Genomic DNA, 23722 nt, shown 5'->3' on the forward strand with positions numbered 1-23722 from the left:
ATGTTGTATTATAAAACTTATATAAAAGATGAATCAGCACCTTGGATAACTTTTATTCACGGGGCTGGTGGGAGTTCTACAATCTGGTTTAAACAAATCAGATACTTTCGCAAAGAATACAATATATTACTTGTAGACTTAAGAGGACACGGCAAGTCTACGGAAGTTGTATGGAAGAAAACTGATTCATTTAAGACGCTCGCTGCAGAGGTTATTGAAGTATTGGATGAATTACATATCGAAAGCACGCATATCATTGGGATGAGTCTTGGGACTATCGTTTCACAAACGATTGCTGATAAATATCCAGATCGTGTTCGTTCACTTGTATTAGGCGGAGCGATTATCAGCCTGGATGTGCGTACAAAGTTTTTGTTGATGATTGGTCGTATTTCAAAGAATTTTATTCCATACATGCTTTTATATAAACTTTTCGCTTATATTATTATGCCACGAAAAGAGCATGAGGAGTCTCGTCTTGCATTCATCAATGAAGCAAAGAAAATGAGTCAGAAACAATTTGTGAAATGGTTCAGTTTAACGCGACTTATCAATCCGTATTTAAGTCATTTACAAGTTTCGACGAAAAAGATTCCGACACTTTTTTTAATGGGTGATGAAGACTATTTATTTATTCCACCTGTGCAGAAGGTAGTTGATAACTATTCTAACTTCGATTTAGAAATAATAAAGCATTCTGGGCATGTTTGTAATATTGACCAGCCAGATGTTTTTAATAGCTTAAGTCAAAAATTTATCGCAACATATTCGTAAGGATTGTAATACTCCTTTCTTACACAAAGGAGTATTTTTGTGGTAAAATAACTCTAGTCTTTCAATTTTTATCTCAGGAGGTGACTACCATTGGGAAGGCCATAAATTTACAGCTTGATACTTACGCAATTCCATTTAATCTTTTAAAAATTATCAAACAAACATTTGTGACTTCAGTAGTCACTAAACAAAAACCGGAGGTGAATCCCTAGTCATAGGGAATTAATTGGACATACATACCATATCAAATTTATTATTATTTGCTTTATTAATATTGCTTACTGCTTTATTCGTTGGATCAGAATTTAGTTTAGTAAAGGTTCGAACGTCACGTATAGATCAACTTGTTAGTGAGGGGAATAGTGCTGCCAAAATTGTACAGCATATGGTCCATCATTTAGATTACTATTTATCTGCATGTCAATTGGGTATTACAGTAACAGCGTTAGGTTTAGGTTGGATTGGAGAATCTACCTTCGAATCTTTAATTCACCCAGTGCTTCATTTGTTACATATTCCAACAGATATGAGTAAGCCGATAACTGTATTTTTAAGTTTCTGTATCGTGACTTTTATTCATGTGGTTATTGGTGAACTTGCTCCAAAATCATTAGCGATTCAGTACGCAGAAAAGATGACATTAGCATTTGCCAGATCATTATATTTCTTTGGAATTATTATGAAACCATTAATTTATACAATGAATGGTACGGCCCGTTTAATCTTAAGAATATTTGGTGTGCAACCTGCTGATCATGAACAGGCGATGAGTGAAGAAGAACTTAAAATTATTATGACGCAAAGTTATCAAAGTGGTGAAATTAATCATACTGAACTTGCATATATGCAAAATATCTTCAGCTTTGATGAACGTTTAGCTAAAGATATTATGGTACCACGTACACAAATGATTACGTTAACACAACCATTTAATATTGATGAATTATTAGAAGTTATTAATGAACATCAATTTACACGTTATCCGATTTCAGAAGATGGTGATAAAGACCATATTATCGGGTTTATTAACGTGAAAGAATTTTTAACGAAGTATGCTTCAGGTAATCCTGTTCGCATTAAAGACCATATTCATGACTTACCATTGATTCATGAAGTAACACGTATTAGTGATGCACTGATTAAGATGCAACGCGAACGTGTACATATTGCTTTAGTTATTGATGAATATGGTGGGACAGCTGGTATTTTAACGATGGAAGATATTTTAGAAGAAATCGTTGGTGAAATTCGAGATGAATTCGATGAAGATGAAGTTAATGATATTATCAAAACAGGTGATAACATTTACCAGATAAATGGTCGTGTATTATTGGATGATATCGAAGAGAAATTTGGCATCGTTTTTGAAGATTCGGAAGATATAGATACCATTGGTGGATGGATGCAGGCACAAAATCCAGATATCGAAAAAGATGATTATGTCGATACAAAATATGATAAATGGGTTGTATTGGATGCTGAAAACCATCAGATTAAATCTGTTGCATTGCATAAAGAATTTAATGCATCTCGTTCAGAAACAGAAGAAGTTGGGGATGTTATAGATGAATAATCAGACATTAGAAAGTGTATTTCGATTTTTTGGATTTTTAGAAGGTGGATCACTACTCTTGCTAATAGGTATTGCAATGCCATTAAAATATATGGCTGGTAAACCTGAAGTTGTTACAGTAGTTGGATCTATTCACGGATTTTTATTTACGATATATCTTGTTACTTTAATGTTGATGACGATTCAGGTAAAGTGGACCTGGAAATGGCCACTTGCAGGTTTTATTGTTGCATTTATACCTTTTGGAACATTTATATATGATCACTATTTTGTACGTTCTAAATATTATTAAAGATAAGAGCTGAGATGCTCTTTCTTTTTTTGGAGGCATTTATGATGAGAATCAATAAATTTTTATCTGAAGCAGGCATTTGTTCGAGACGTGGTGCGGATAAATGGATTGAAGCAGGACGCATTAAGATAAACGGTGTGAAAGCTGAACTTGGCAGCAAAGTTTCAGAAAGTGATGTCGTTGAAGTTGATAATAAAGAAGTGACTTTAAACGTTGATAAAGGCTATGTCTATATTAAACTCAATAAACCACGTGGTATTACATCTACAACAGAACGTCATATAAAAGGCAATATCGTTGATTTTGTTGGACACTCGGAACGTATATTTCATATCGGACGTTTGGATAAAGATAGTGAAGGTTTAATATTACTGACGAATGACGGAGATATTGTTAATGAAATTCTGCGTAAAGAAGGCAAACATGAGAAAGAATATATAGTGACAGTAGATAAGCCGATAACAGCGGACTTTATTAAGCAAATGTCTGAAGGTGTTGAAATTTTAGACACAGTAACTTTACCTGCTGTCGTTACAAAAGTGAATGCTAAGACCTTTAAAATTATACTCACGCAAGGACTTAACAGACAAATTCGACGTATGTGTGAAGCGCTAGGATATGAAGTAAAGCAGTTACGTCGACTACGTGTGATGAATATACTAGTTGATGACTTGAAGTTAGGACAGTGGAAAGATTTAACGGATAGTGAGAAAAATGAACTGTTTGATATGTTAGGATATACACCGAAGCGATAGGTAAGAGTGTTGTAGAAGAAGGCAGTTTAATACCATCTCATTCAATCAAATAATGAATAACATGAGTTTCATCACCTAAAAAAGCATCCCTCAACCAAGGGATGCTTTTTCAAATATTATAATTAATCAATTAATCACTAAACATATCGAATAATCCACCGATACCGCTTTCGCCTGTTTGTTTACCTGTCACTGGTGCTGCAGCAAAGATTCTTGATGCAAATCTAGAGAATGGCAGAGATTGAATGTATACAGTACCTGGGCCTTGAAGCCTTGCTAAGAAGATACCTTCGCCACCAAATAATTTTGTTTTAAGTCCTGGAACGGTTTGAATGTCATAATCAACATCTTTAGACATACCTACAAGACATCCTGTATCGACAAGTAATACTTCACCAGGTTGTAAATGCTTACGCATGATTGCGCCACCTGCATGAATGAATGCCATACCGTCACCTTGCAAACGTTGCATAATAAAACCTTCACCACCGAAGAAACCTGCACCTAATCGTTTTTGGAACGCAATACCAACGCTTACACCTTGAGCTGCTGCTAAGAACGCATCTTTTTGACAAATAAATTCCCCATCTACTTCAGATAAATCTATAGGTATGATTTTACCTGGATATGGCGCTGCAAAATATACATGTTCTTTGCCGTGTCCACGGTTCGTAAATGTTGTCATAAACAAACTTTCACCAGTTAACGTTCGTTTACCTGCTGCAAATAATTTATCCATAAATCCACTGCCACCTGATGAAGAACCATCACCAAAGATAGTTTGCATTTCAATCGATGGATTAATCATCATCATTGATCCAGCTTCTGAAACGACAGTTTCGTTCGGATCTAATTCGATTTCTACATATTGCATATCATCGCCGTAAATCTTGTAATCAATTTCGTGGTTATTCACAATAGTCGCCTCCAATATTATTATTTCATTTTAATTATACAAAACAATTGAGTTCTTCGCTTATATAAACCCATAACTTTTGAATAAATAATGTGTTAGTCGTAATATTAGGTAAAGGAGTGAATCATATGACAAAAATAGTGACATTAAATAATGGTATTGAAATGCCAATGTTAGGTCTAGGTGTATACAAAATAACGGATGAAGAGATGCAGGATACAGTTGACGCTGCAATCAAAGCTGGGTACCGAGCATTTGATACAGCACATTTTTATTTTAATGAAGCGTCTCTTGGTAAAGCATTGAAAAATAGTGGTGTACCTCGTGAATCTTTATTTGTGACAACTAAACTCTGGAACGATGATCAAGGGTATGAGAATACAAAGAAAGCGTTCAATGATTCTTTAGAGAAGTTAGGACTTGATTATATCGATTTATATTTAATACATTGGCCTTGTCCGGATAATGATCTATTTATCGAAAGTTATCAGGCGATGGAAGCGTTATACGCTGAAGGTAAGATAAAAGCTTTAGGCGTCGCTAACTTTAAACAACACCATCTGGAAAAATTACTAGCAGTAGCTAAAGTTAAACCTGTAGTCAATCAAATAGAATTTCATCCGATATTTAATCAGAAAGATTTACAAACCTATTGTGAGGCACAGGATATATTAGTTACTGCATGGAGTCCATTAATGCGAGGTGGCGATTTGTTTAATAACGAAGTATTACAAAGTATCGCAAAGGAATATAACAAAACTGTACCACAAATTATATTACGCTGGCATATTGATAATGGACGTATTGTAATTCCAAAATCTAGCAATCCTGAAAGAATAGCATCGAATTATGATATTTTTGATTTTGAATTAAAGGAAAAGGATATTAAAGCAATTGATACATTAAATAAGAATGAAAGACAGTTTAAAGACCCTGATGAAGTGAATATGGGAGATTTAAAATAATTAACTATATAACTATATATTTATTTTAACTGTATTTAAACTGTATTTAAACATTATTCATACCTCTTTAATATCGTCATTAAATTGATATATTTAAAGAGGTATTTTTTATATATCTTTTAGTACAATAGTTGTTGAGGTGATAATGATGAAATTTAAAAAGCCAAATCAACACGGTGCATGGGCAATGATTATTATGCCTGTATTATTCGGAATGTTTGCGAGCCGCTTTAATGTGTATCAGCTATTATTTTTTGCTGCCTGGTTTATGATTTTCTTCTTTATCGATAATGTATTATTTTATGTCAAACAACGTAAGAAAAATATTGCCTATATTAAAGGGAGTCTTTTATTTCTAACGATTGCTATTGTGTTGCTTATTCCTGTCGTATTATATGATTACCGTATATTATTATTTTTTGCTGCAATGCTTCCGTTTGGAGCAATTAACTTATATTTTGCTTCAAAACGTAATGAACGTCATCTGCTAAATGACTTTAGTGCAATTACAATTTTTTCGATTGCGGGATTACTTTCATATTTTATTGGAGAAGCTCAATTTGATAAAAAGATGGTATATATCTTTTTGATTAGCTTTCTTTATTTTGTAGGAACAACATTTTATGTGAAGACGATGATTCGGGAGAAGAAAAATATTAAATACAAATATGTTTCATATATATATCATTTAATCGGGCTGATGCTCGCATTTATTGTACATCCATTAATAGGTATCGCATTTATTCCGAGTTTAATTAGAGCAGTCGCATTTTATGGTAAGCAGATGAAACCGATTAAGATTGGGATTGCAGAAATAGGGAATGCCGTATTCATAACAGTATTTGTAGGTATATTTATTACACAACATTTAAATTGAGACAAAAAAAAAAGCCCATATGGGCTTTTTTAATTAACGACGTTTGTGCATCATTTGTAAAACGATAGACACGATAGCGATTAATAATACAGTACCAACTAATGCTGGAATAATATATACGCCACCGAATTCAGGACCGAAACCTGGAATCAGTTGTCCACCGATCCATGCGCCTAGTAAACCTGCGATAATGTTACCAATTTTTCCACCTGGGATATCTGTTCCCATAATCATTCCGGCAACCCAACCTACAAGTCCACCGACAATTAACATGATAATTAAGCCCATATGATAAACCTCCTAATAATTTAAGTATAGAATAAAAACATAATAAGCTTTTGCTTATAGTAGTTAATACCCGTACAAAAATTGTATAAACATTTAATATGCAATTTATTTATGTTTCCTTGAATAGGTGGCTTTTCTTTATATAGAATATGTATGTTATTCCGATAATGACATAGAAGAAACTATATGGTAGAAATAGCGTGAGTAAACAATAACTTATGGCAAAAAATATTTCACCTAGTTGCTTTGGATGCTTAATGTAGCGATATGTATTGATACGTCCAATTTGGAACCATCTCACAGGACGATCAATTTCTGAAAGCTGATATAGAATCAATCCAAAAATAAAAACTGATACACTTAAATATGCACTAGATTGATAGATAGAATGCGGTGATGTGATCAATATAAATGGTATAGATATATTAATTACCATTGCAAATATAAAATGTATGTAGCGATTCTGAATATATATATGATAATGTTCGTAATGATAATATCTTAAATAAATGTGAACGATGCTTATCACCGTTACAAATAATACAAGTGTCTTTGATATAAAGTTACTTGTTCCAATCACTGGATAGTTGGTGAGCGTTACAAACAGACTACTAATTACGAGTGGTATATAGGAGGGTTTTAATTCTTTTTTATAGAAGAATAGAAATATAGTGCATGTAATGAAAATATTTAGTAATATTACTTTTTCCAACATTTCTACCTCCTTTTTTAGCCACATAAAAGAATTATAACAAGTAAGGCGTTTAATGCATAGACTAAACGCCTTTTTTATTACTCCATAATAATGTATGTAGTTGAGGTAAAACATAGCAGTCATTCATTGTATTATCCTGCATTACTTTATCAATTAACGCTTCGTATCTAGCGAGTAATTTTTCTGTATGATCATTAACAGTTTCATCTAAATATGGATTACCAACCTGTAAGTAAAATTTTATATTCGGATAACGATGATGAATCATCTGAGCAAATTTATAATCATCATCATTAAAAATTACTACTTTTAACGATACTTTATTATATTCCAGTTGATTGATGACAAAATCGAGTTGATGCATATCCTGATGCATCTTTGAACTTGGCGGTTTTGGACTTATTGTCAGTTGGTCAATATCTGTCATCCATGGCTGGAATTTACTCCCTTGTGTTTCAAGTGATACTTCTATATTATGTACGTGTAAAAATTCGACGAGGGCTGCAATATTTTTAATCAATGCCGGGTTACCTCCGGAAATCGTTACGTGATTAAAGTTATTCGGTGCGAGTTGCTGCAGGCGTTCAAAGATAATATCTGCAGTAAGCATTTCTATGTCGTCTTTTGCGCTACCGTCCCAGGTAAATTTAGAATCACACCAGTCACATTTAAAGTCACAGCCAGCTGTTCTGACAAACATTGTTTTACGACCGATGACTGCACCTTCACCTTGTATCGTAGGACCAAATATTTCGAGTACAGGTATTTTCATCGTACACCTCTATACACCACGTAGCTTGTCGGTGTTTCACGTAAGAAGACTTGTAATACTTTTGGTGCATGTGGCAATGTTTTTAAATGATTGTCAATCATATCGAAGATGGTTTTCGCGACAAGTTCTGTTGATGGCATTTTATCTTTTAACTCGGGTAAATCATTGATTAATGTATGGTCGAATGTATCATTTATTATTGATTTAATATCTCTGAAATTCACTAAGAATCCCATTTCATCTAAGTGATCGCCAGCGATTGTCACATTGACAAAGTACGTATGTCCATGTGTTCTGCTGCATACGCCAGCGCGTTCGTCAGGAATAAAATGCGCTGCTGAAAAGTTTATATCTTTATTTAATTCGAAAGCATAGTTATGGTTAACTTGAGGATATATTTGTTGCATCATGATAAAACTTCCTTTTCATTTAAATAATCATTGAGTCCTTTGTTACGGAGTTTACAGCTTGGACATTCTCCGCATCCGTCTGCAGCTATCCCTTCATAACAAGTGAGCGTTTTATTTCTAACGTAATCTAGTTTACCGAGTGTATCAGCGAGTGCCCATGTTTCTTTCTTGTCGAGCCACATTAAAGGTGTGTGAATTTCAAAGTTAACATCCATCGATAAATTTATCGTTACATTTAATGACTTAATAAAGTTATCACGACAGTCAGGATATCCTGAGAAGTCTGTTTCGCACACACCTGTAATAATGTGTTTTGCTTCTATTTGATAGGCAAGTGCTGCTGCAAAGCTCATAAATAATAAATTACGTGCCGGCACAAACGTATTAGGTACCTCGCCATCATCAGTAATTATTGCATTATGATTTGTTAACGCATTAGGTGAGAGTTGAGTTAACAATGACATATCCAAAATATGATGTTTTATGCCATGCTCATTTGCAATTTGTTTAGCAACATCAATTTCTAGTGCGTGTCGTTGACCATAATTAAATGTCACAACTTCAACATCACTATATCTTTCCATCGCCCAGAATAGACAAGTTGTACTATCTTGCCCACCGCTGAAAACGACAAGTGCTTTGTTGTTGTTTAATTGTTTTTCCATTATAATTCCTCTTTTCAATAAAAAAAGACACCTTCCCCTAGCAAGATGTCGAACTAGTTTTTTATAGAGGGTATGTGCTAGGAACCTCTTATTAAATTTCGTTTCTCATTATAACATATTAAAGCTATAATAAAATCATTAAATCAATAAAAGCGTTTTCCATTAAAAAATAGATGAGGCATTAACATGATACTTATGATTGATCACCACGATTCGTTTACATATAATATTGTGCATTACATAGAGCAGTTAGATGAAAATGTCGTAACAAAGACAATAGATGAAATCACTATAGAAGATATAAGGAAAATAAATCCATCGCATATTATTTTATCGCCAGGACCGGGTCATCCTAGAGATGCCAAATTGGCGCATGACATTTTAGATAAATTTGGTGGGACAATACCGATACTTGGTGTCTGTTTAGGGTTTCAGGTGATTATGATGCATTATAATAATGAAATAAAGCAGTTAAGACCGGTACATGGCCATCAGGTAGATGTCTTTCATGATGGTAGTATCATTTTTAAAGATATTGCTTCACCAACAAAAGTAGCTAGATATCATTCGTTAGGACAAAGCGGAGATGTTCTGTTACCACTTATAAGAACTGCCTGGACTGAAGATAATATTATTATGGGTATTCGTCATGAAGCGTTAGCGATTTACGGCATTCAGTTTCATCCGGAATCGATTCTTACAACCGATGGATTAAAGATGTTAGCATCATTCATTAAAGGAGATATATATGAAAGCTGAAATTAACTTTAAATATATTGCTGAATCAGATAGGAACTATCATTTTAAGTTCGAGCAACCATTGAAGGTTGTTGTTGTTAACGATGCAGATAAAGTTGAAGCAGCACTGCGTGAAGCGGAAACAAGTGGATATATTGTGCTTGTAGTGATGAAATATGAAGCGAGTAGATTGTTCGATCCTTTGCTTAACACAAAAGATAGCGACCAATTAATAAAATTATATTATTTCAATAGTGAGAGCGTGATAAATAAGTATTTCAATGAAGAAGCACCAAATATAACCCTTGATTTTCAATTTATGCAGGATAAAGCACATATCATAAAACAGATTGAAGCCATTCAGCAGGAAATCAAACGAGGTAATACGTATCAGGTGAATTACACGACAAGATTGCAGGCCAAGAATAATGAACACAATCTTTATAACGTATACGAAAAGCTCTCAAAGCAACATGGTGATTATACTGCATATATTGAAGATGACACACAAACAATCGTCAGTATCTCTCCAGAACTTTTCTTTCAGTATGATTTCAGCACAAAAGAGGTTCTGACGAAACCGATGAAAGGTACTATGCCAACAGACAGCAACTCAGCAAAAGACATACAAAACTTTCAATTTTTAAAAGGCTCAGTCAAAGATAGAGCTGAAAATGTAATGATTGTCGACTTATTACGCAATGATCTGAGTAAAATCGCAAAGAATGGCAGTGTAAAGGTACCGCATCTCTTTACGATTGAGCGATTTAAATCGGTCTACCAAATGACTTCAACGATTACTGCTACATTAGAAGACAAAGGTTTATATGATATCATGAAAGCATTATTTCCGTGTGGCTCAATAACAGGAGCACCGAAACAGTCTACGATGAACATTATCAATCGTCTTGAAGACACAGAACGGTCAGTATATTGCGGCACAATTGGTTTAATCGTGCCAAATGAAGTTGCAATCTTTAATGTACCGATTAGAACGCTTGAATATAACCATAATGAGAAAGTAGTGACTTATGGAGTCGGTGGAGGAATCACAATTGATTCGAATCCTGAACTTGAGTATGACGAAATGGTAGCTAAGTCCAAAATACTAGATTATATCCGTGATACAAAGGGAACTTTACCAAAAGATTTCCATATTATTGAAACAATGCGTGTTGAACGTGGAGAAATTAAAAGAAAAGTGTATCATAAAAATCGATTGATGAAAGCATTGAATCATTTTAAGATTGATTATGATGAAAATGAACTGGATAGTCTTTTTGATTCAACCTTTCATGATACAAAAGAAGTTGAACCTCTCATGTTGCGAATAACTGTTGATGTTGATGGTAATATTTCTAAGACAAATAAATCCATAGGATCAATTACTCCCAATGCAAAGTTATGTAAGATACAGTTTAATAAAAAAGAGTTCCATCAAAATAAGACCTCAGAGCGCAGTCAATATGCATCTGATGGCATAACATTATTTCATGATGGTACATATCTACTTGAGTTTAATATTGGAAATGCGGTTATCGAAAGTGATGGGGTGTACTATACCCCAAAGCATGACTACATTCTGAATGGATGTATGAGAAGTGAGCTATTAGATCGTGGTGCAGTGAAGGAAGCGGGAATTGAAGTTGCAACTTTTATTGAAAAGTATCGTGCTGGAGAAGTTAAATTATATATGATTAATAGCTTAAGAGAATGGGTTCAGGTAGAATTACAATTAAATTAATATATTCCTGGTTTATTAATACACTCAAAAGCGTTATAATTAATGCTATTAAAGTGTGAAATCCGAAAAATAGGTGAAGCGAATGATGAATTTCCTCATGATTTTATTTCTACTAGCAGGCTTATCGCTATTAGTCTATATAATGAATCGATATATCATCAAACTTTTTAAAGATGATAAGACGAATAATGCTCTGGTGATGTTATATGTGACGATGATCGCATCTATAATAATTGTTACGTTTATCGCTTTTTGTTTTAGAACCATATTGATTGATATTACCAATATATTCTACCGAGCATAAGCGGTAGAATTTTTTTTACGACTTTAGGCCGATGTAAAGGTTATATTAATATTGTAAATTAAATGAGAAGGGAAATATAACAATGTCTATCATATTTCAAACAGCAGGTATTTATACAACTTTTCAACAGTTAGAAACTAAAGAAAATGCTTCATTATCTTTAAATGGCCCATGTGATGCATTATCTCATATATTAGGAAATGCTTTAGTTGGTAATCCGGTTAACACACCAATGATTGAAATGACTTTCCAGGCACCGACAATACAGTTTCGTGAACCGACGTTAATAGCTTTAATGGGAGCTGAGTTTTACGCTTATACTGATGAAAAACGTATCATGCCGATGAAAGTTCACCTTATGGAAAGAGGAGAAACGCTTTATTTTGGTCAACCTAAAAAAGGTACGCGTGTTTATATGGCAATTGCTGGAGGTCTGCAAATCGATAGTTCACGTTTAAAAGCCACAGAAGATTACATCATTCAAGCAGGTGAGCGTTTTGATTTAGCACGTAGTTACACACCATTTCAGAAAAAATTATTTGAAAATATAGCGAAACGAAAAGAAACGACTTGGGGCATTGACGCTTATTCACTGGCACGTATTTATTATTCAGATGTTTTTCATCTGGAGTCAGTAAGCGAGAATGAATTATCAGGTGAAACTAAAAAAGCATTACAGGAAGATATTTATATCGTAACGAATCGATTTGATAGAACCGGCTTTATTCTTGATGGGAATAGAATAACTTGTAAGGCATGCACATCAGACATCCGTATAAAACAAAGTGGTGCTTTACAACTCACACAGGACGGGGATCTTGTTATCGTATTAAAGAGTATACATCAGGACAGTGATTTTTCGTATATCGCTAATATTGCACCATATCATTTACCAAAACTTTCACAAAAGAAACCAGGATCGAAATTGTACTTTAAATGGGTTTCTAAAACAGAATTAGCGCAACAACAAAAGAGTTATGAAAACTGGCTAAAGACAGTACTCGCGCAAATTGAGTTTCTCCATCAAAAGGAATTAAATGTATAGACAAGTTTGTCATAATTCAGTCACTTTTTACACTAAAAAGATACTTATGAAGTAAAAACACTTGAAATTTAGGTTGAAACGGTATAAATTAATATATTGTACACAGAAAATAACATTACGTTTATGTTACAATATATAATAAAGTGTAAATGTTACTAAGTAATGATTAATATTATAAATAGCATCACTATAGAAATGTTTGTTTAATGGAGGAATACGTATGAAAGAAAAGAAAATATCGATATTTATGTTTTTTTTATTGACAGTACTCGCTGTTTCTATCAAAACATATTTTGCATATTATATTGATTTTTCACTAGGTGTTAAAGGACTTGTTCAAAATTTAATATTACTAATGAACCCTTATAGTTTAGTAGCGTTAATTTTAAGTGTTTTTCTATTTTTTAAAGGTAGAAAATCTTATTGGTTTGTTTTTATTGGTGGTTTCTTACTGACATTTTTATTGTATGCTAATGTCGTTTACTTTAGATTTTTCTCAGATTTCATTACTTTCAGTACATTAAATCAAGTAAGTAACGTTGAATCAATGAGTGGGGCTTTGTGGAGTTCATTTGAATGGTATGATTTTGTATACTTTATTGATACTTTTGCCTTTCTGTTTATTTTATTGTTTAGAAAAGAGATGTTATCTACGAAATCGTTTAAAAAGAAATATGTGCCTGTGCTTATGGGGGTATCAATTTCTTTATTCTTCTTAAACTTAGCGTTTGCTGAAACTGACAGACCAGAGTTATTAACAAGAACATTTGACCATAAATATTTAGTGAAATATTTAGGTCCATTTAATTTCACGGTCTATGACGGAGTAAAAACGATTCAGAATAACCAGCAAAAAGCATTAGCAAGTTCTGATGACTTAGCTAAAGTACAATCTTTTACAAAGACAAAATATGCTGCACCAAATGGCGCAACATTCGGAATTGCAAAAGAGAAGAATGTGATTAAAATTCATCTAGAAAGTTTCCAGACATTCTTAATTAATTACAAAGTCAATGGTGAAGCAGTAACACCTTTCTTAAATTCTCTTGCTAGTGGTCAAAAGGATTTTATCTATTATGATAATTTCTTCCATCAAACTGGACAGGGTAAGACGAGTGACTCAGAATTGACAATGGATAACAGTATATACGGTTTACCTCAAGGTTCTGCATTTAGTTTAAAAGGTGATAACACTTATCAATCATTACCAGCAATCATGCATCAACAACAAGGTTATTCGACTTCAGTGATGCACGGTGATTATAAAACGTTCTGGAACCGTGATCAAATCTATAAACACTTCGGTGTAGATAAGTTTTATGATGCATCGTATTATGATATGTCTGAGAAGAATTTAGAAAATCTTGGTCTTAAAGATAAAGAATTCTTTGATGAATCTATTCCATTCTTAAAAGAAGAAAAACAACCCTTTTATACGCATTTAATAACGTTAACGAATCATTATCCTTTCACTATTGATAAGACAGAAGCAACGATTGATTCACCGAATACAGGCAATCCAACAGTTGATGGATATGTTCAGACAGCACGTTATTTAGATGAAGCAGTAGAAGATTTTATGAATGACCTTAAAAAAGAAGGATTATATGAAGATTCTGTGATTATGATTTATGGTGACCATTACGGTATTTCAGAAAATCATAATAAAGCAATGGCAGAGTTGCTAGGTGAAGAAATCACACCATCGAAATTTATGGATTTACAACGCACAGGATTATTCTTAAAAGTTCCTGGCATTGAAGGTAAAGTTGACCATACGTATGCTGGTCAGGTAGATGTAGCTCCAACATTACTGCATTTACTAGGTATTGATTCAAAACCTTATGTAATGTTTGGTACAGATTTAATGTCAAAAGACCATAAAGATACAGTAGTATTTAGAAATGGTGACTTTATCAGTCCGAAATATAAATCGATCAATGGTATATTCTACGACAACAAGACTAATTTACCATTGATGAATGAAGCTCAAAAGAAGGAAGCAGTTGAAATGAAACGTAGCGTTGAAAAAGAATTAGAAATGTCTGATTCATTATTAAATGGTGATGTATTACGTTTCTATAAAAATAAAGATTTCAAAAAAATCGATCCTACGAAATATGAGTACATCAATGGTACTAAAGGGAAAGAAAAATAAAATAGAAAAAGACGAGGAATATGAAGTGCACCCCTAAAGTTGAACCTTAAAATTCAACTTTAGGGGTGTTTATTTTGAATAAAAAGCATGATCTTGATTTTAAATTAAAACTAATCAAAGAATATAAAGAAGGAAATATGGGTTATGATTCATTAAGTAACAAATATGATATCGTTCCTTCACAACTAAAAACATGGACTTACCAATTTGATACCTTCGGTATTGACGGTCTTATATCCAGTATGACCAGAAAGAAATATTCAACAGATGAAAAATTAAGAATCATTCAGTATAGAATTACTAATCAACTTTCATATAAAGAAACTGCTAGAATCTTTGATATTACTAATCCTACTTTAATAGCTCAGTGGCAGATGAAATACAATCAATATGGTATCCTAGGTTTAGAATCAAAACCGAAGGGTCGTGCGTCTAAAACTATGAAAAATAAAAAGGTTGATAACACTAGTTTAAACGAAAGTGAACGACAAGAATTAATACGCTTACGTGAGGAAAACAGGAGATTAGAAATCGCAATTGCTCTCGAAAAAAAGTTACAATCCTTAGCTCGAAAAAATCAAACAAAGAAATAGTAGCTGCTATTATTGAGTTAAGGAATGAATCTAACTATAAGTTAAAAGAAATATTATCAGTAGCTATGATAGCGAAAAGTGTATACCATTATTGGAAATTACGACTTAGTGTCACTAAACATAAAGACAATTATTTAATTACTTTGATTAAAGAAATCATTAACAAACATAAAAATAGGATAGGTTATCGTACAGTAACCGACGAACTAAGAGAGTTAGGTTTTGTAGTTAACCATAAAAAAGTTCTTAGAATAATGAGAGAAAATAATTTACTTTGTACAAAGTTTAAGCATAGAAATAGAACATATAAGTCGTACAAAGGGAAAGTTGGCAAAACAGCTAAGAATAAATTGAATCGTAGATTCGTAACTAATCGCCCATATCAAAAATTACTTACTGATGTAACACAATTCAACATTAAAAATGGAACTAAGCTATATCTGTCAACAATTTTTGATGTATGTTCGAAAGAGATTATTTCTTATTCAATTAGTAAGCGTCCAACATTGGAATTCGTTATGGAATCATTGTTAAAAGCAATTAATGTAATTCCAGACCTTCCCTATAGAACTACAATCCATTCCGATCAAGGGTGGCAATATCAGCATAAATCTTGGGTACAAACTTTGAAAAAGAATAGAATTATTCAAAGCATGTCTAGAAAAGGTAATTGTCTTGATAATTCTCCGATGGAGAATTTCTTTGGTATTTTAAAACAAGAAATGTTTTATGGAGAAACATTTGATTCTTATGATGAACTAGAAGAGGAGATTATTGACTATATGGAGTATTATAATTTAGTCAGAAAGAAGAGAAAATTAAAAAGCAAGACTCCTGTAGAATACAGAAATCTTGCTTTAATGAAAGTAGCTTAATAAAAAGTTCAACTTTTTGGGTTCACTACAATATTTTCCTCGTCTTTTTCTATGTAATGATTATCCTAACGATACATCTAAAATCATCATGATTGTAAAACCTAACATCAAACCAAGCGTTGCAAGGTCTGTATTATCTCCAGACTGTGATTCGGGAATTAATTCCTCAACAACTACGAAAATCATCGCGCCAGCTGCAAATGCTAATGCATAGGGCAACATCGGGGTGATTAATAACACAGCACCTGCTCCGATCATTGCGAAAATCGGTTCTACAATTGCAGATCCATGTCCCATATTAAAAGAAAACCATTTAGATTTACCATCACCATGAATCGGTAATGATAACGCACTACCTTCAGGAATATTCTGAATACCAATCCCGATAGCAAGACCGATTGCTGCAAGAAGCATCTGCTCATTACCTGAAACAACACCACCAAAGCCAACTCCAAGTGCAAGTCCTTCTGGTATATTGTGCATAGTAATTGCTAAGAATAATAAGGTTGATTTCTTTAAATTCGTTTTCGGACCTTCATGCATATGGCTAGGCTGAGCTTTCAGATGGATATGTGGGATGATGACATCAAGTAGTCTGATAAACACACCACCTAGTAGAAATCCGATTGCTGCAGGAATCCAGGGAATCTGTCCATTTTCTTCACTGAATTCAATTGCAGGTGCTAACAGTGACCAAAATGATGCTGCGATCATAACACCTGCAGCAAAGCCCTGCATTGTGTTTAACACTTTCATATTTACAGATTTAAATAAAAATACAACTGCTGCACCAAGTCCAGTCATAGACCAGGTAAATAAACCGGCTATTCCGGCCTGAGCAACAGGGGATAATTGACTAAACCATTCGAACATGTGTACCTCCTATAGTAAAAAAGTGTATAATATAATACTGAAGTTTATAATACATTACTATATCATAAAAAAACAACCCAGATTATCAAATTTGAATATCATGTTGTGAGATATTGAAATGTATTATATGTGAGGAGAGCGAATATGGAAGCATATAAAATAGAAAATTTAACTAAACAATACGGTCTTAAAACAGTATTTGATGATATATCATTAAGCATATCTATTGGTGATAAAATTGCACTTGTCGGTATTAATGGAACAGGAAAAAGTGCCCTTCTGAAATGTATTGCAGAAATAGAAGATCACCATGGCATAGTGACACATCCGAAAGATTTTACGATTGAGTATGCTGCGCAACAACCATTATTAAATGAATCGCTTTCAATCGTGGATAACGTTATCGATGAAACACATCCGGTTATGCAGAAATTTAAAAAGTATGATGCACTGCTCAAGCAAATGGAAACAGAATTGAATGATCAACTGATTGAACAGTTAAGTATTGTACAACAACAAATAGAACAGCTTGATGGTTTCAGTTATCGTGCTGAAGCAGAATCAATCTTAACGAAACTCGGCATAAAGGATTTATCTCAGCCCATTACTTCACTTTCTGGTGGTCAGAAAAAACGAGTAGCACTTGCGAAGTCGCTTTTAAAAGCGCCAGATTTATTACTGCTTGATGAACCTACAAACCATCTTGATTTCGAATCAATTCACTGGTTGATTACCTTTATTAAACAGTATAAAAAGTCTGTATTAGTTGTGACACATGATCGTTATTTCCTGAACGAAGTAACGAATCGTATCGTTGAACTTAGAAACGGAAAACTTAATTTGTATAAAGGTAATTACAACGATTACATCACACACAAAGCAGAGTTAGAAATCATTGAAAGCAAACAGGAACAAAAAGAGAGACAGCTATATAAACAAGAGCTGGACTGGATGCGAAAAGGTGCAAAAGCACGTACAACAAAACAACAGGCACGTATAGACCGTTTTGCAAATATTGAGGATAAAGTTAAACAGCATCAAACGAAAGAGACGATGGAAATTAACCTTGCACACAAACGATTAGGGAAACAAGTCTTTGAATTTGAAGATATCGGAATGGAGTTCGATGATAAAGTTTTATTTAAAGATTTTAGTACAATCGTTCAAACGTCAGACCGTATAGGTATCGTCGGACAAAATGGTACCGGCAAATCAACATTGCTAAATATTATCGCGAACTTAATACTACCGACATATGGCTCGATGATTACAGGTCAAACAGTGCGAATTGGTTATTACAAACAAGAAGACATTAAGTTAAATCAAGATTTACGTGTCATAGATTTCCTTCGTGAAAAAGCAGAAGCTGCAACGACATCTTCTGGAGAAAAAATATCTGTTACCCAACTGCTTGAACGATTCTTATTTCCTTCAAGTATGCATGGTACATATATTCATCGTTTAAGTGGTGGAGAACGTAAACGATTATATTTACTCAGTATACTGATTGAGGGTCCGAATGTTTTATTATTAGATGAACCGACAAATGACCTTGATACAGAGACATTAACGATTTTAGAGGATTATTTAGAAAGTTTTAGTGGAGCAGTCATTACTGTCAGTCATGATCGTTACTTCTTAAATAAGGTAGTGGATACATATTGGTTTGTAAATCATCAGCATATCGATAAAGTACTTGGAGATTTTAACGATTATTTAAGTTATAAACAAATGATAGATGAGCAGAAGAAACAGGAAGCGCTTGTTCAGGAGAAAGCAATGCCGGAACAAACTAAGCAATCAACGCGTGTATCATATAAAGATAAGCGACGTTTTGAATTTTTATCTGAAGCAATTGAAACACTGGAAACTAAGTTAGAAGCTATCGATCAATCAATTGCAGCAGAGACGACAAATTATGATAAACTCAATGAATTAACGAACGAAAGACAAGCATTGGAAAATGAATATGAAACATATTATGAAGAATGGGATGAATTAAGTGAGCGAATGGAGTAAATCATGGAGAAAGTATTAAAAGCGTACTATGGTTATGAAACGTTCAGACCTGGTCAAAGCGAATTGATTCAAAATGCATTGGATAATCATGCTACTTTAGGCATTTTACCGACAGGTGGAGGAAAATCAATCTGTTATCAAATTCCAGGTATATTAAAAGGCGGATTAACACTTGTGATAAGTCCATTAATTTCTTTGATGAAAGATCAGGTTGATAGCTTGAATGCGAGTGGTATTCATGCTGCATTTTTAAATTCAACACAAAAAGTAAAGGAAACAAAACAGATAGAAACTGGTTTGATCAACGGAGACTATCAGTTCCTTTATGTTGCACCTGAGCGATTTAATCAACGTCAGTTTATTCATTTGTTGTACCAATTAAATATCAATCTGATAGCTTTTGATGAAGCACACTGTATTTCAAAGTGGGGACATGATTTTAGACCGAGTTATCGTGAATCGATTAAAGCTGTAATGAGTTTGCCGCATTCGTTTACTTTAATGGCACTCACTGCAACAGCAACTGTGGATGTCAAAGAAGATATATGTAATTTATTACATATTGAAAACCAATACGTGATTGAAACAAGTACGAAACGCGATAATTTAAAGTTTATGATCGACCCAACATATCAGAAGCAAAAGCGACTATTAGAATTTATTGGAGCACATAAAGAGGATTCAGGCATTATCTATGCGAATACGAGAAAACAAGTCGAAAGTTTAAGTGAAGTGTTACATTTAGAAGATATTGATCATGTCATTTATCATGCAGGTTTAAATAAAGATGTGAAAGATGACCATCAATCAAAGTTTGTTAAAGATGATGTTAAAGTCATGATTGCTACCAATGCTTTTGGCATGGGCATCGATAAATCCAATGTACGCTATGTTGTTCATTACAATCTACCTCAGGATATCGAAAGTTATTATCAGGAAGCAGGACGTGCAGGACGTGACGGCCTAGATAGTGAATGTTTACTCATGTTTGGTGAGCAGGATATTAAATTACAGCAGTTTTTTATTGAAACAACTAACGATGAAACTGTTCAGGAACTTAAGAAAGAAAAGCTGAATAAGATGATTGCTTATACTAAAACGAAGCAATGTTTACAGTCGACCATCATTCATTATTTTAATCCTGACGAACATCTTAATAAATGTGGGAAATGTTCTAATTGTAAACACGAAATAGAAAATTATAATATGACGACTGAGGCAAAGAAAATATTAAGCTGTATTATTCGTATAAAGCAACCGGTTCATAAATTATTGATTACTAAAGTATTGCATGGTGAGGAAGATGATTCAGTGACGCATCCGGGATATCATCAGCTCACTACATTTGGATTACTGAAAGATTATCCTACAAATGCAATTCAGTCTTTTATCGAAACGTTATTGTTCAATGGATATATCATTGAACAGCAAGGTAAACTATTTTGTCACGAAAGTGCCAGAGAAATATTAACCGGTGATAAGCAAGTGATGACGTATTACAAGCATTCATCTTATAATGAACGTGTTAAAATCACTACGATTGAAACAGTGGATGAAATATTGCTGAAAACGTTAAAGGATGTACGTAAACGTTTATCTGATGATTTATCTGTACCGCCATTTACCATATTTTCAGATCATACGCTGCAGCTATTTGCTACGAAAAAACCAGTCTCAAAAGATGAAATGATTCTAATTGAAGGTGTTGGATCATACAAATTAAAACATTACTGTCCAGAATTTATTGACGCAATAAAAACATATTCGGCATGACAAGCAATTGTCATGTCTTTTTTATTTATATGTGTTTTAATTCTTTATAAGAGGTTATAAGTTAAACATTAAACTTTTTAAGAGGTGGCATATGATACGTTTTGAAAATGTAACGAAGCAGTATAATGATAAAATTGCGGTTGATAATATTTCCTTTGATATTGCTGAAGGTGAGTTTTTTGTATTGATTGGTCCTTCTGGTAGCGGTAAGACAACGACTTTGAAGATGATCAATCGATTGATACCATTGTCAAAAGGTTATATCTACTTTAAAGAGAAACCGATAAGTGATTATAAGCTCGATGAAATGCGCTGGGATATTGGTTATGTATTACAGCAAATTGCATTATTTCCGCATATGACGATTAAAGAAAATATTAGTCAGGTTCCATTAATGAAGAAATGGTCTAAGGATAAGATTGATGCTCAAGCTGACCGACTGCTTGATATGGTTGGTTTACCGGCCTCTGAATTTAAAAACAGATATCCAAATGAACTTTCAGGTGGCCAACAACAGCGTGTAGGTGTAGTCCGTGCTTTAATGGCAGATCCACCTGTTATTCTAATGGATGAACCCTTTAGCGCACTTGATCCATTATCAAGAGAGAAGTTACAGGATGATTTAATTCGCTTGCAATCAGAAATACATAAGACAATCGTTTTTGTTACACATGATATTAGTGAAGCTTTGAAATTAGGAGATCGCATTTGTTTAATGAACGAAGGACATATAGAGCAGATTGGTACACCAGACTCTTTTATCAATCATCCAAACAATGAATTCGTAAAATCATTTATCGGTGAAAATGCAAATCATACGACATATGTACGCAACTATATTGAATCTGAAAGAAATGTTGTTGCTTCTGCTGTAATTGATGCCAATGCACCTTCTAAAGAAATGTTTAAACTATTAAGCCAGCATGATTACTTGACTGTTACTGAAGCGGGACAAACGATTGGTATTATTTCGCGTGACAATGTATTTAAACAATTAAGTCAGGAGGCGAAATAATGAAGGCATTTATTAATACTTTTCAAGAACGTAAATGGGAATTGCTGCAAACATTATTTGAGCACATTCAACTTTCATTTATTGCATTATTGATTGCCACTTTAATCGCTATTCCGATTGGTATATGGCTTACAAGACATACTAAAATAGCTGAACCAATTATTAATATCGCTGCTATCATGCAGACAATACCCTCATTAGCACTGCTCGGTCTAATGATTCCGTTCTTTGGTATTGGTCGTGTTCCTGCTATTATCGCTTTAGTAATCTATGCCTTACTTCCAATCCTACGTAATACGTATACAGGTATTAAAGAAGTCAATCCATCCTTAAAAGAAGCTGCACAAGGTATCGGTATGAATACATATCGACAGTTAAAAAATGTTGAGATTCCTATTGCAATGCCTGTGATAATGGCAGGTATACGAACTGCTATGGTTCTTATTATCGGGACAGCAACACTTGCTGCATTTATTGGTGCAGGTGGTTTAGGAGATTTAATATTACTTGGTATAGATAGAAATAATATGAATATATTATTGCTCGGCGCAATACCGGCAGCTTTACTTGCGCTCTTATTTGATTTTGTACTAAAACGTATGGAGAAATTAAGTTATCGTAAGATGATGATTGTCACAGGGTTACTGTTGTTATCATTTTTATTAGTTGCTATTTGGCCACTATTCTTCCAGAAAGATAATCAAATGAAATTTGCAGGAAAATTAGGTACAGAACCGGAAATCATTACTAATATGTATAAATTAATCATTGAAGACAAGACCGATGTTAATGTAGAAATTGAACCTGGTATGGGTAAGACAACGTTCTTATTTAACGCTTTGAAATCAGATAATATAGATGGTTATCTGGAATTTACAGGTACAGTATTAGGTGAGATTACAAAAGAAGATGCAAAATTTACTACTGAAAAAGAAGTATATCAGCAGGCAAATGAAAGTATCAATAAAAAGTATCAGATGTCTCTATTAAAGCCAATGCAATATAATAATACGTATGCGCTTGCCGTGAAAAAAGAATATGCAGATAAATATCAATTGAAATCAATCAGTGATCTGCAAAAAGTAAAATCGACAATCCGTGCAGGATTTACATTAGAATTTAACGATCGCATGGATGGTTATAAAGGCATTCAAAAGAAATATGGTATTAAGTTTGATAATGTAAGAACGATGGAACCGAAAATTCGTTATCAGGCAATTGAGCAAGGGAAGATTGATCTAATCGATGCATATTCTACTGATGCAGAATTAAAGAAATACGGCATGGTCGTATTAAAAGATGACAAAAATCTATTTCCTCCTTATCAAGGAGCACCATTATTAAAAGATGAAACCATTAAAGAACATCCGGAAGTTGTGAAGGCACTTAATCAGTTAGCCGGTAAGATTACTGATGAAGAAATGCAGACGATGAACTATGCTGTAACATATCAGAACAAATCACCTGAAAGTATTGCACATGCTTATTTAAAGAGAGAAAAGCTGATTAAGTAAATCTAAGTTCAATCCTCAAAATATTAGTATCAAATTGTCATTTCATATATCATGATACTAATATACTTT

23 protein-coding genes are annotated in these 23722 nt (G+C 33.5%); 16 read left to right on the forward strand and 7 right to left on the reverse strand.

The window, feature by feature from the left end; all coding sequences use genetic code 11:
* From HT586_RS03500 to HT586_RS03515, 4 genes are all read left to right on the forward strand, one after another.
* Entirely contained in the window at positions 1 to 774 is a 774-nt protein-coding gene (locus HT586_RS03500; protein WP_096078111.1) for an alpha/beta fold hydrolase, read from the forward strand.
* 226 nt (positions 775 to 1000) lie between these two features.
* A complete protein-coding gene (locus HT586_RS03505) occupies positions 1001 to 2347 on the forward strand; it encodes a hemolysin family protein (protein WP_203546324.1) in 1347 nt (448 codons plus the stop codon).
* Positions 2340 to 2639 carry a DUF3817 domain-containing protein gene (locus tag HT586_RS03510; RefSeq protein WP_203546325.1) on the forward strand — a complete coding sequence of 100 codons (300 nt, stop codon included), beginning with the start codon at positions 2340 to 2342 and terminating at the stop codon, positions 2637 to 2639. Before HT586_RS03505 ends, HT586_RS03510 begins: the two co-directional genes overlap by 8 nt.
* A gap of 44 nt (positions 2640 to 2683) precedes the next feature.
* On the forward strand, positions 2684 to 3394 hold the full coding sequence (locus HT586_RS03515; RefSeq protein ID WP_133353987.1) for a pseudouridine synthase: 711 nt from the start codon (positions 2684 to 2686) through the stop codon (positions 3392 to 3394).
* Positions 3395 to 3524: 130 nt separating this feature from the next.
* Here the strand turns inward: HT586_RS03515 and HT586_RS03520 are convergent, their stop codons facing one another.
* Complete coding sequence (locus HT586_RS03520) at positions 3525 to 4310, reverse strand: TIGR00266 family protein (RefSeq protein WP_096077148.1); 786 nt, start codon at positions 4308 to 4310, stop codon at positions 3525 to 3527.
* 128 nt (positions 4311 to 4438) lie between these two features.
* On the opposite strand from HT586_RS03520, the gene HT586_RS03525 reads away from it, so the two are divergent.
* On the forward strand, positions 4439 to 5275 hold the full coding sequence (locus HT586_RS03525) for an aldo/keto reductase (protein ID WP_203546326.1): 837 nt from the start codon (positions 4439 to 4441) through the stop codon (positions 5273 to 5275).
* Between the two features lie 145 nt (positions 5276 to 5420).
* Entirely contained in the window at positions 5421 to 6152 is a 732-nt protein-coding gene (locus HT586_RS03530; RefSeq protein WP_203546327.1) for a YwiC-like family protein, read from the forward strand.
* Between the two features lie 33 nt (positions 6153 to 6185).
* Here HT586_RS03530 and HT586_RS03535 read toward each other — a convergent pair whose 3' ends face one another.
* The 5 genes from HT586_RS03535 to queC all read right to left on the reverse strand — a co-directional run bounded on the left by HT586_RS03535 (position 6186) and on the right by queC (position 9002).
* Positions 6186 to 6440: a GlsB/YeaQ/YmgE family stress response membrane protein gene (locus tag HT586_RS03535; RefSeq protein ID WP_096077145.1), complete on the reverse strand. Its 255-nt coding sequence runs from the start codon at positions 6438 to 6440 to the stop codon at positions 6186 to 6188.
* 109 nt (positions 6441 to 6549) lie between these two features.
* Positions 6550 to 7155, reverse strand: coding sequence for a hypothetical protein (locus tag HT586_RS03540; RefSeq protein WP_203546328.1), 606 nt, complete (start codon positions 7153 to 7155; stop codon positions 6550 to 6552).
* A 61-nt stretch (positions 7156 to 7216) separates the two neighbouring features.
* Positions 7217 to 7927 carry a 7-carboxy-7-deazaguanine synthase QueE gene (gene queE, locus HT586_RS03545; protein ID WP_203546329.1) on the reverse strand — a complete coding sequence of 237 codons (711 nt, stop codon included), beginning with the start codon at positions 7925 to 7927 and terminating at the stop codon, positions 7217 to 7219.
* On the reverse strand, positions 7924 to 8337 hold the full coding sequence (queD, locus tag HT586_RS03550) for a 6-carboxytetrahydropterin synthase QueD (protein ID WP_203546330.1): 414 nt from the start codon (positions 8335 to 8337) through the stop codon (positions 7924 to 7926). Before queD ends, queE begins: the two co-directional genes overlap by 4 nt.
* On the reverse strand, positions 8334 to 9002 hold the full coding sequence (gene queC, locus HT586_RS03555; protein ID WP_096077142.1) for a 7-cyano-7-deazaguanine synthase QueC: 669 nt from the start codon (positions 9000 to 9002) through the stop codon (positions 8334 to 8336). The genes queD and queC overlap by 4 nt, the downstream gene beginning before the upstream one ends.
* 186 nt (positions 9003 to 9188) lie before the next feature.
* Here queC and HT586_RS03560 point away from each other — a divergent pair, with 186 nt between their 5' ends.
* The 6 genes from HT586_RS03560 (at position 9189) to HT586_RS03585 (ending at position 16459) form a co-directional block, all read left to right on the forward strand.
* A complete protein-coding gene (locus tag HT586_RS03560; RefSeq protein WP_096077141.1) occupies positions 9189 to 9761 on the forward strand; it encodes an anthranilate synthase component II in 573 nt (190 codons plus the stop codon).
* Complete coding sequence (locus HT586_RS03565) at positions 9751 to 11484, forward strand: bifunctional chorismate-binding protein/class IV aminotransferase (protein WP_096077140.1); 1734 nt, start codon at positions 9751 to 9753, stop codon at positions 11482 to 11484. The genes HT586_RS03560 and HT586_RS03565 overlap by 11 nt, the downstream gene beginning before the upstream one ends.
* 386 nt (positions 11485 to 11870) lie before the next feature.
* Positions 11871 to 12833 (forward strand): 5-oxoprolinase subunit C family protein, encoded by a 963-nt coding sequence (locus HT586_RS03570; RefSeq protein ID WP_203546331.1) that lies wholly within the window; start codon positions 11871 to 11873, stop codon positions 12831 to 12833.
* Positions 12834 to 13053: 220 nt separating this feature from the next.
* Positions 13054 to 14991 carry a lipoteichoic acid synthase gene (gene ltaS / locus HT586_RS03575; protein ID WP_203546332.1) on the forward strand — a complete coding sequence of 646 codons (1938 nt, stop codon included), beginning with the start codon at positions 13054 to 13056 and terminating at the stop codon, positions 14989 to 14991.
* Positions 14992 to 15056: 65 nt separating this feature from the next.
* On the forward strand, positions 15057 to 15584 hold the full coding sequence (locus HT586_RS03580) for a helix-turn-helix domain-containing protein (RefSeq protein WP_203545555.1): 528 nt from the start codon (positions 15057 to 15059) through the stop codon (positions 15582 to 15584).
* An 11-nt stretch (positions 15585 to 15595) separates the two neighbouring features.
* Positions 15596 to 16459: an IS3 family transposase gene (locus tag HT586_RS03585; protein WP_232618444.1), complete on the forward strand. Its 864-nt coding sequence runs from the start codon at positions 15596 to 15598 to the stop codon at positions 16457 to 16459.
* Between the two features lie 60 nt (positions 16460 to 16519).
* Here the strand turns inward: HT586_RS03585 and HT586_RS03590 are convergent, their stop codons facing one another.
* Entirely contained in the window at positions 16520 to 17332 is an 813-nt protein-coding gene (locus tag HT586_RS03590; RefSeq protein WP_096077136.1) for a ZIP family metal transporter, read from the reverse strand.
* Positions 17333 to 17476: 144 nt separating this feature from the next.
* Between HT586_RS03590 and HT586_RS03595 the strand changes: the two genes are divergently transcribed.
* From HT586_RS03595 to HT586_RS03610, 4 genes are all read left to right on the forward strand, one after another.
* Positions 17477 to 19351, forward strand: a complete 1875-nt coding sequence (locus HT586_RS03595; RefSeq protein ID WP_203546333.1) for an ABC-F family ATP-binding cassette domain-containing protein — start codon at positions 17477 to 17479, stop codon at positions 19349 to 19351.
* A 3-nt stretch (positions 19352 to 19354) separates the two neighbouring features.
* Positions 19355 to 21124, forward strand: coding sequence for a DNA helicase RecQ (recQ, locus tag HT586_RS03600; protein ID WP_096077134.1), 1770 nt, complete (start codon positions 19355 to 19357; stop codon positions 21122 to 21124).
* A 91-nt stretch (positions 21125 to 21215) separates the two neighbouring features.
* Entirely contained in the window at positions 21216 to 22139 is a 924-nt protein-coding gene (locus HT586_RS03605) for an ABC transporter ATP-binding protein (protein WP_188018209.1), read from the forward strand.
* Positions 22139 to 23653: an ABC transporter permease/substrate-binding protein gene (locus HT586_RS03610; protein ID WP_203546334.1), complete on the forward strand. Its 1515-nt coding sequence runs from the start codon at positions 22139 to 22141 to the stop codon at positions 23651 to 23653. Before HT586_RS03605 ends, HT586_RS03610 begins: the two co-directional genes overlap by 1 nt.
* Positions 23654 to 23722 lie beyond the last annotated feature (69 nt).

Origin of the sequence: Macrococcoides bohemicum, assembly GCF_016865215.1 — a bacterium.
Lineage (GTDB): Bacteria > Bacillota > Bacilli > Staphylococcales > Staphylococcaceae > Macrococcoides > Macrococcoides bohemicum.

Coding starts and splice junctions, on each gene's coding strand:
- ltaS (WP_203546332.1), top strand. CDS start 13,054: ATGAAAGAAAAGAAAATATCGATATTTATGTTTTTTTTATTGACAGTA.
- HT586_RS03590 (WP_096077136.1), bottom strand. CDS start 17,332: ATGTTCGAATGGTTTAGTCAATTATCCCCTGTTGCTCAGGCCGGAATA.
- HT586_RS03525 (WP_203546326.1), top strand. CDS start 4,439: ATGACAAAAATAGTGACATTAAATAATGGTATTGAAATGCCAATGTTA.
- HT586_RS03530 (WP_203546327.1), top strand. CDS start 5,421: ATGATGAAATTTAAAAAGCCAAATCAACACGGTGCATGGGCAATGATT.
- HT586_RS03535 (WP_096077145.1), bottom strand. CDS start 6,440: ATGGGCTTAATTATCATGTTAATTGTCGGTGGACTTGTAGGTTGGGTT.
- HT586_RS03605 (WP_188018209.1), top strand. CDS start 21,216: ATGATACGTTTTGAAAATGTAACGAAGCAGTATAATGATAAAATTGCG.
- queC (WP_096077142.1), bottom strand. CDS start 9,002: ATGGAAAAACAATTAAACAACAACAAAGCACTTGTCGTTTTCAGCGGT.
- HT586_RS03515 (WP_133353987.1), top strand. CDS start 2,684: ATGAGAATCAATAAATTTTTATCTGAAGCAGGCATTTGTTCGAGACGT.
- HT586_RS03610 (WP_203546334.1), top strand. CDS start 22,139: ATGAAGGCATTTATTAATACTTTTCAAGAACGTAAATGGGAATTGCTG.
- HT586_RS03510 (WP_203546325.1), top strand. CDS start 2,340: ATGAATAATCAGACATTAGAAAGTGTATTTCGATTTTTTGGATTTTTA.
- HT586_RS03570 (WP_203546331.1), top strand. CDS start 11,871: ATGTCTATCATATTTCAAACAGCAGGTATTTATACAACTTTTCAACAG.
- queD (WP_203546330.1), bottom strand. CDS start 8,337: ATGATGCAACAAATATATCCTCAAGTTAACCATAACTATGCTTTCGAA.
- HT586_RS03500 (WP_096078111.1), top strand. CDS start 1: ATGTTGTATTATAAAACTTATATAAAAGATGAATCAGCACCTTGGATA.
- queE (WP_203546329.1), bottom strand. CDS start 7,927: ATGAAAATACCTGTACTCGAAATATTTGGTCCTACGATACAAGGTGAA.
- HT586_RS03565 (WP_096077140.1), top strand. CDS start 9,751: ATGAAAGCTGAAATTAACTTTAAATATATTGCTGAATCAGATAGGAAC.
- HT586_RS03595 (WP_203546333.1), top strand. CDS start 17,477: ATGGAAGCATATAAAATAGAAAATTTAACTAAACAATACGGTCTTAAA.
- HT586_RS03560 (WP_096077141.1), top strand. CDS start 9,189: ATGATACTTATGATTGATCACCACGATTCGTTTACATATAATATTGTG.
- HT586_RS03540 (WP_203546328.1), bottom strand. CDS start 7,155: ATGTTGGAAAAAGTAATATTACTAAATATTTTCATTACATGCACTATA.
- recQ (WP_096077134.1), top strand. CDS start 19,355: ATGGAGAAAGTATTAAAAGCGTACTATGGTTATGAAACGTTCAGACCT.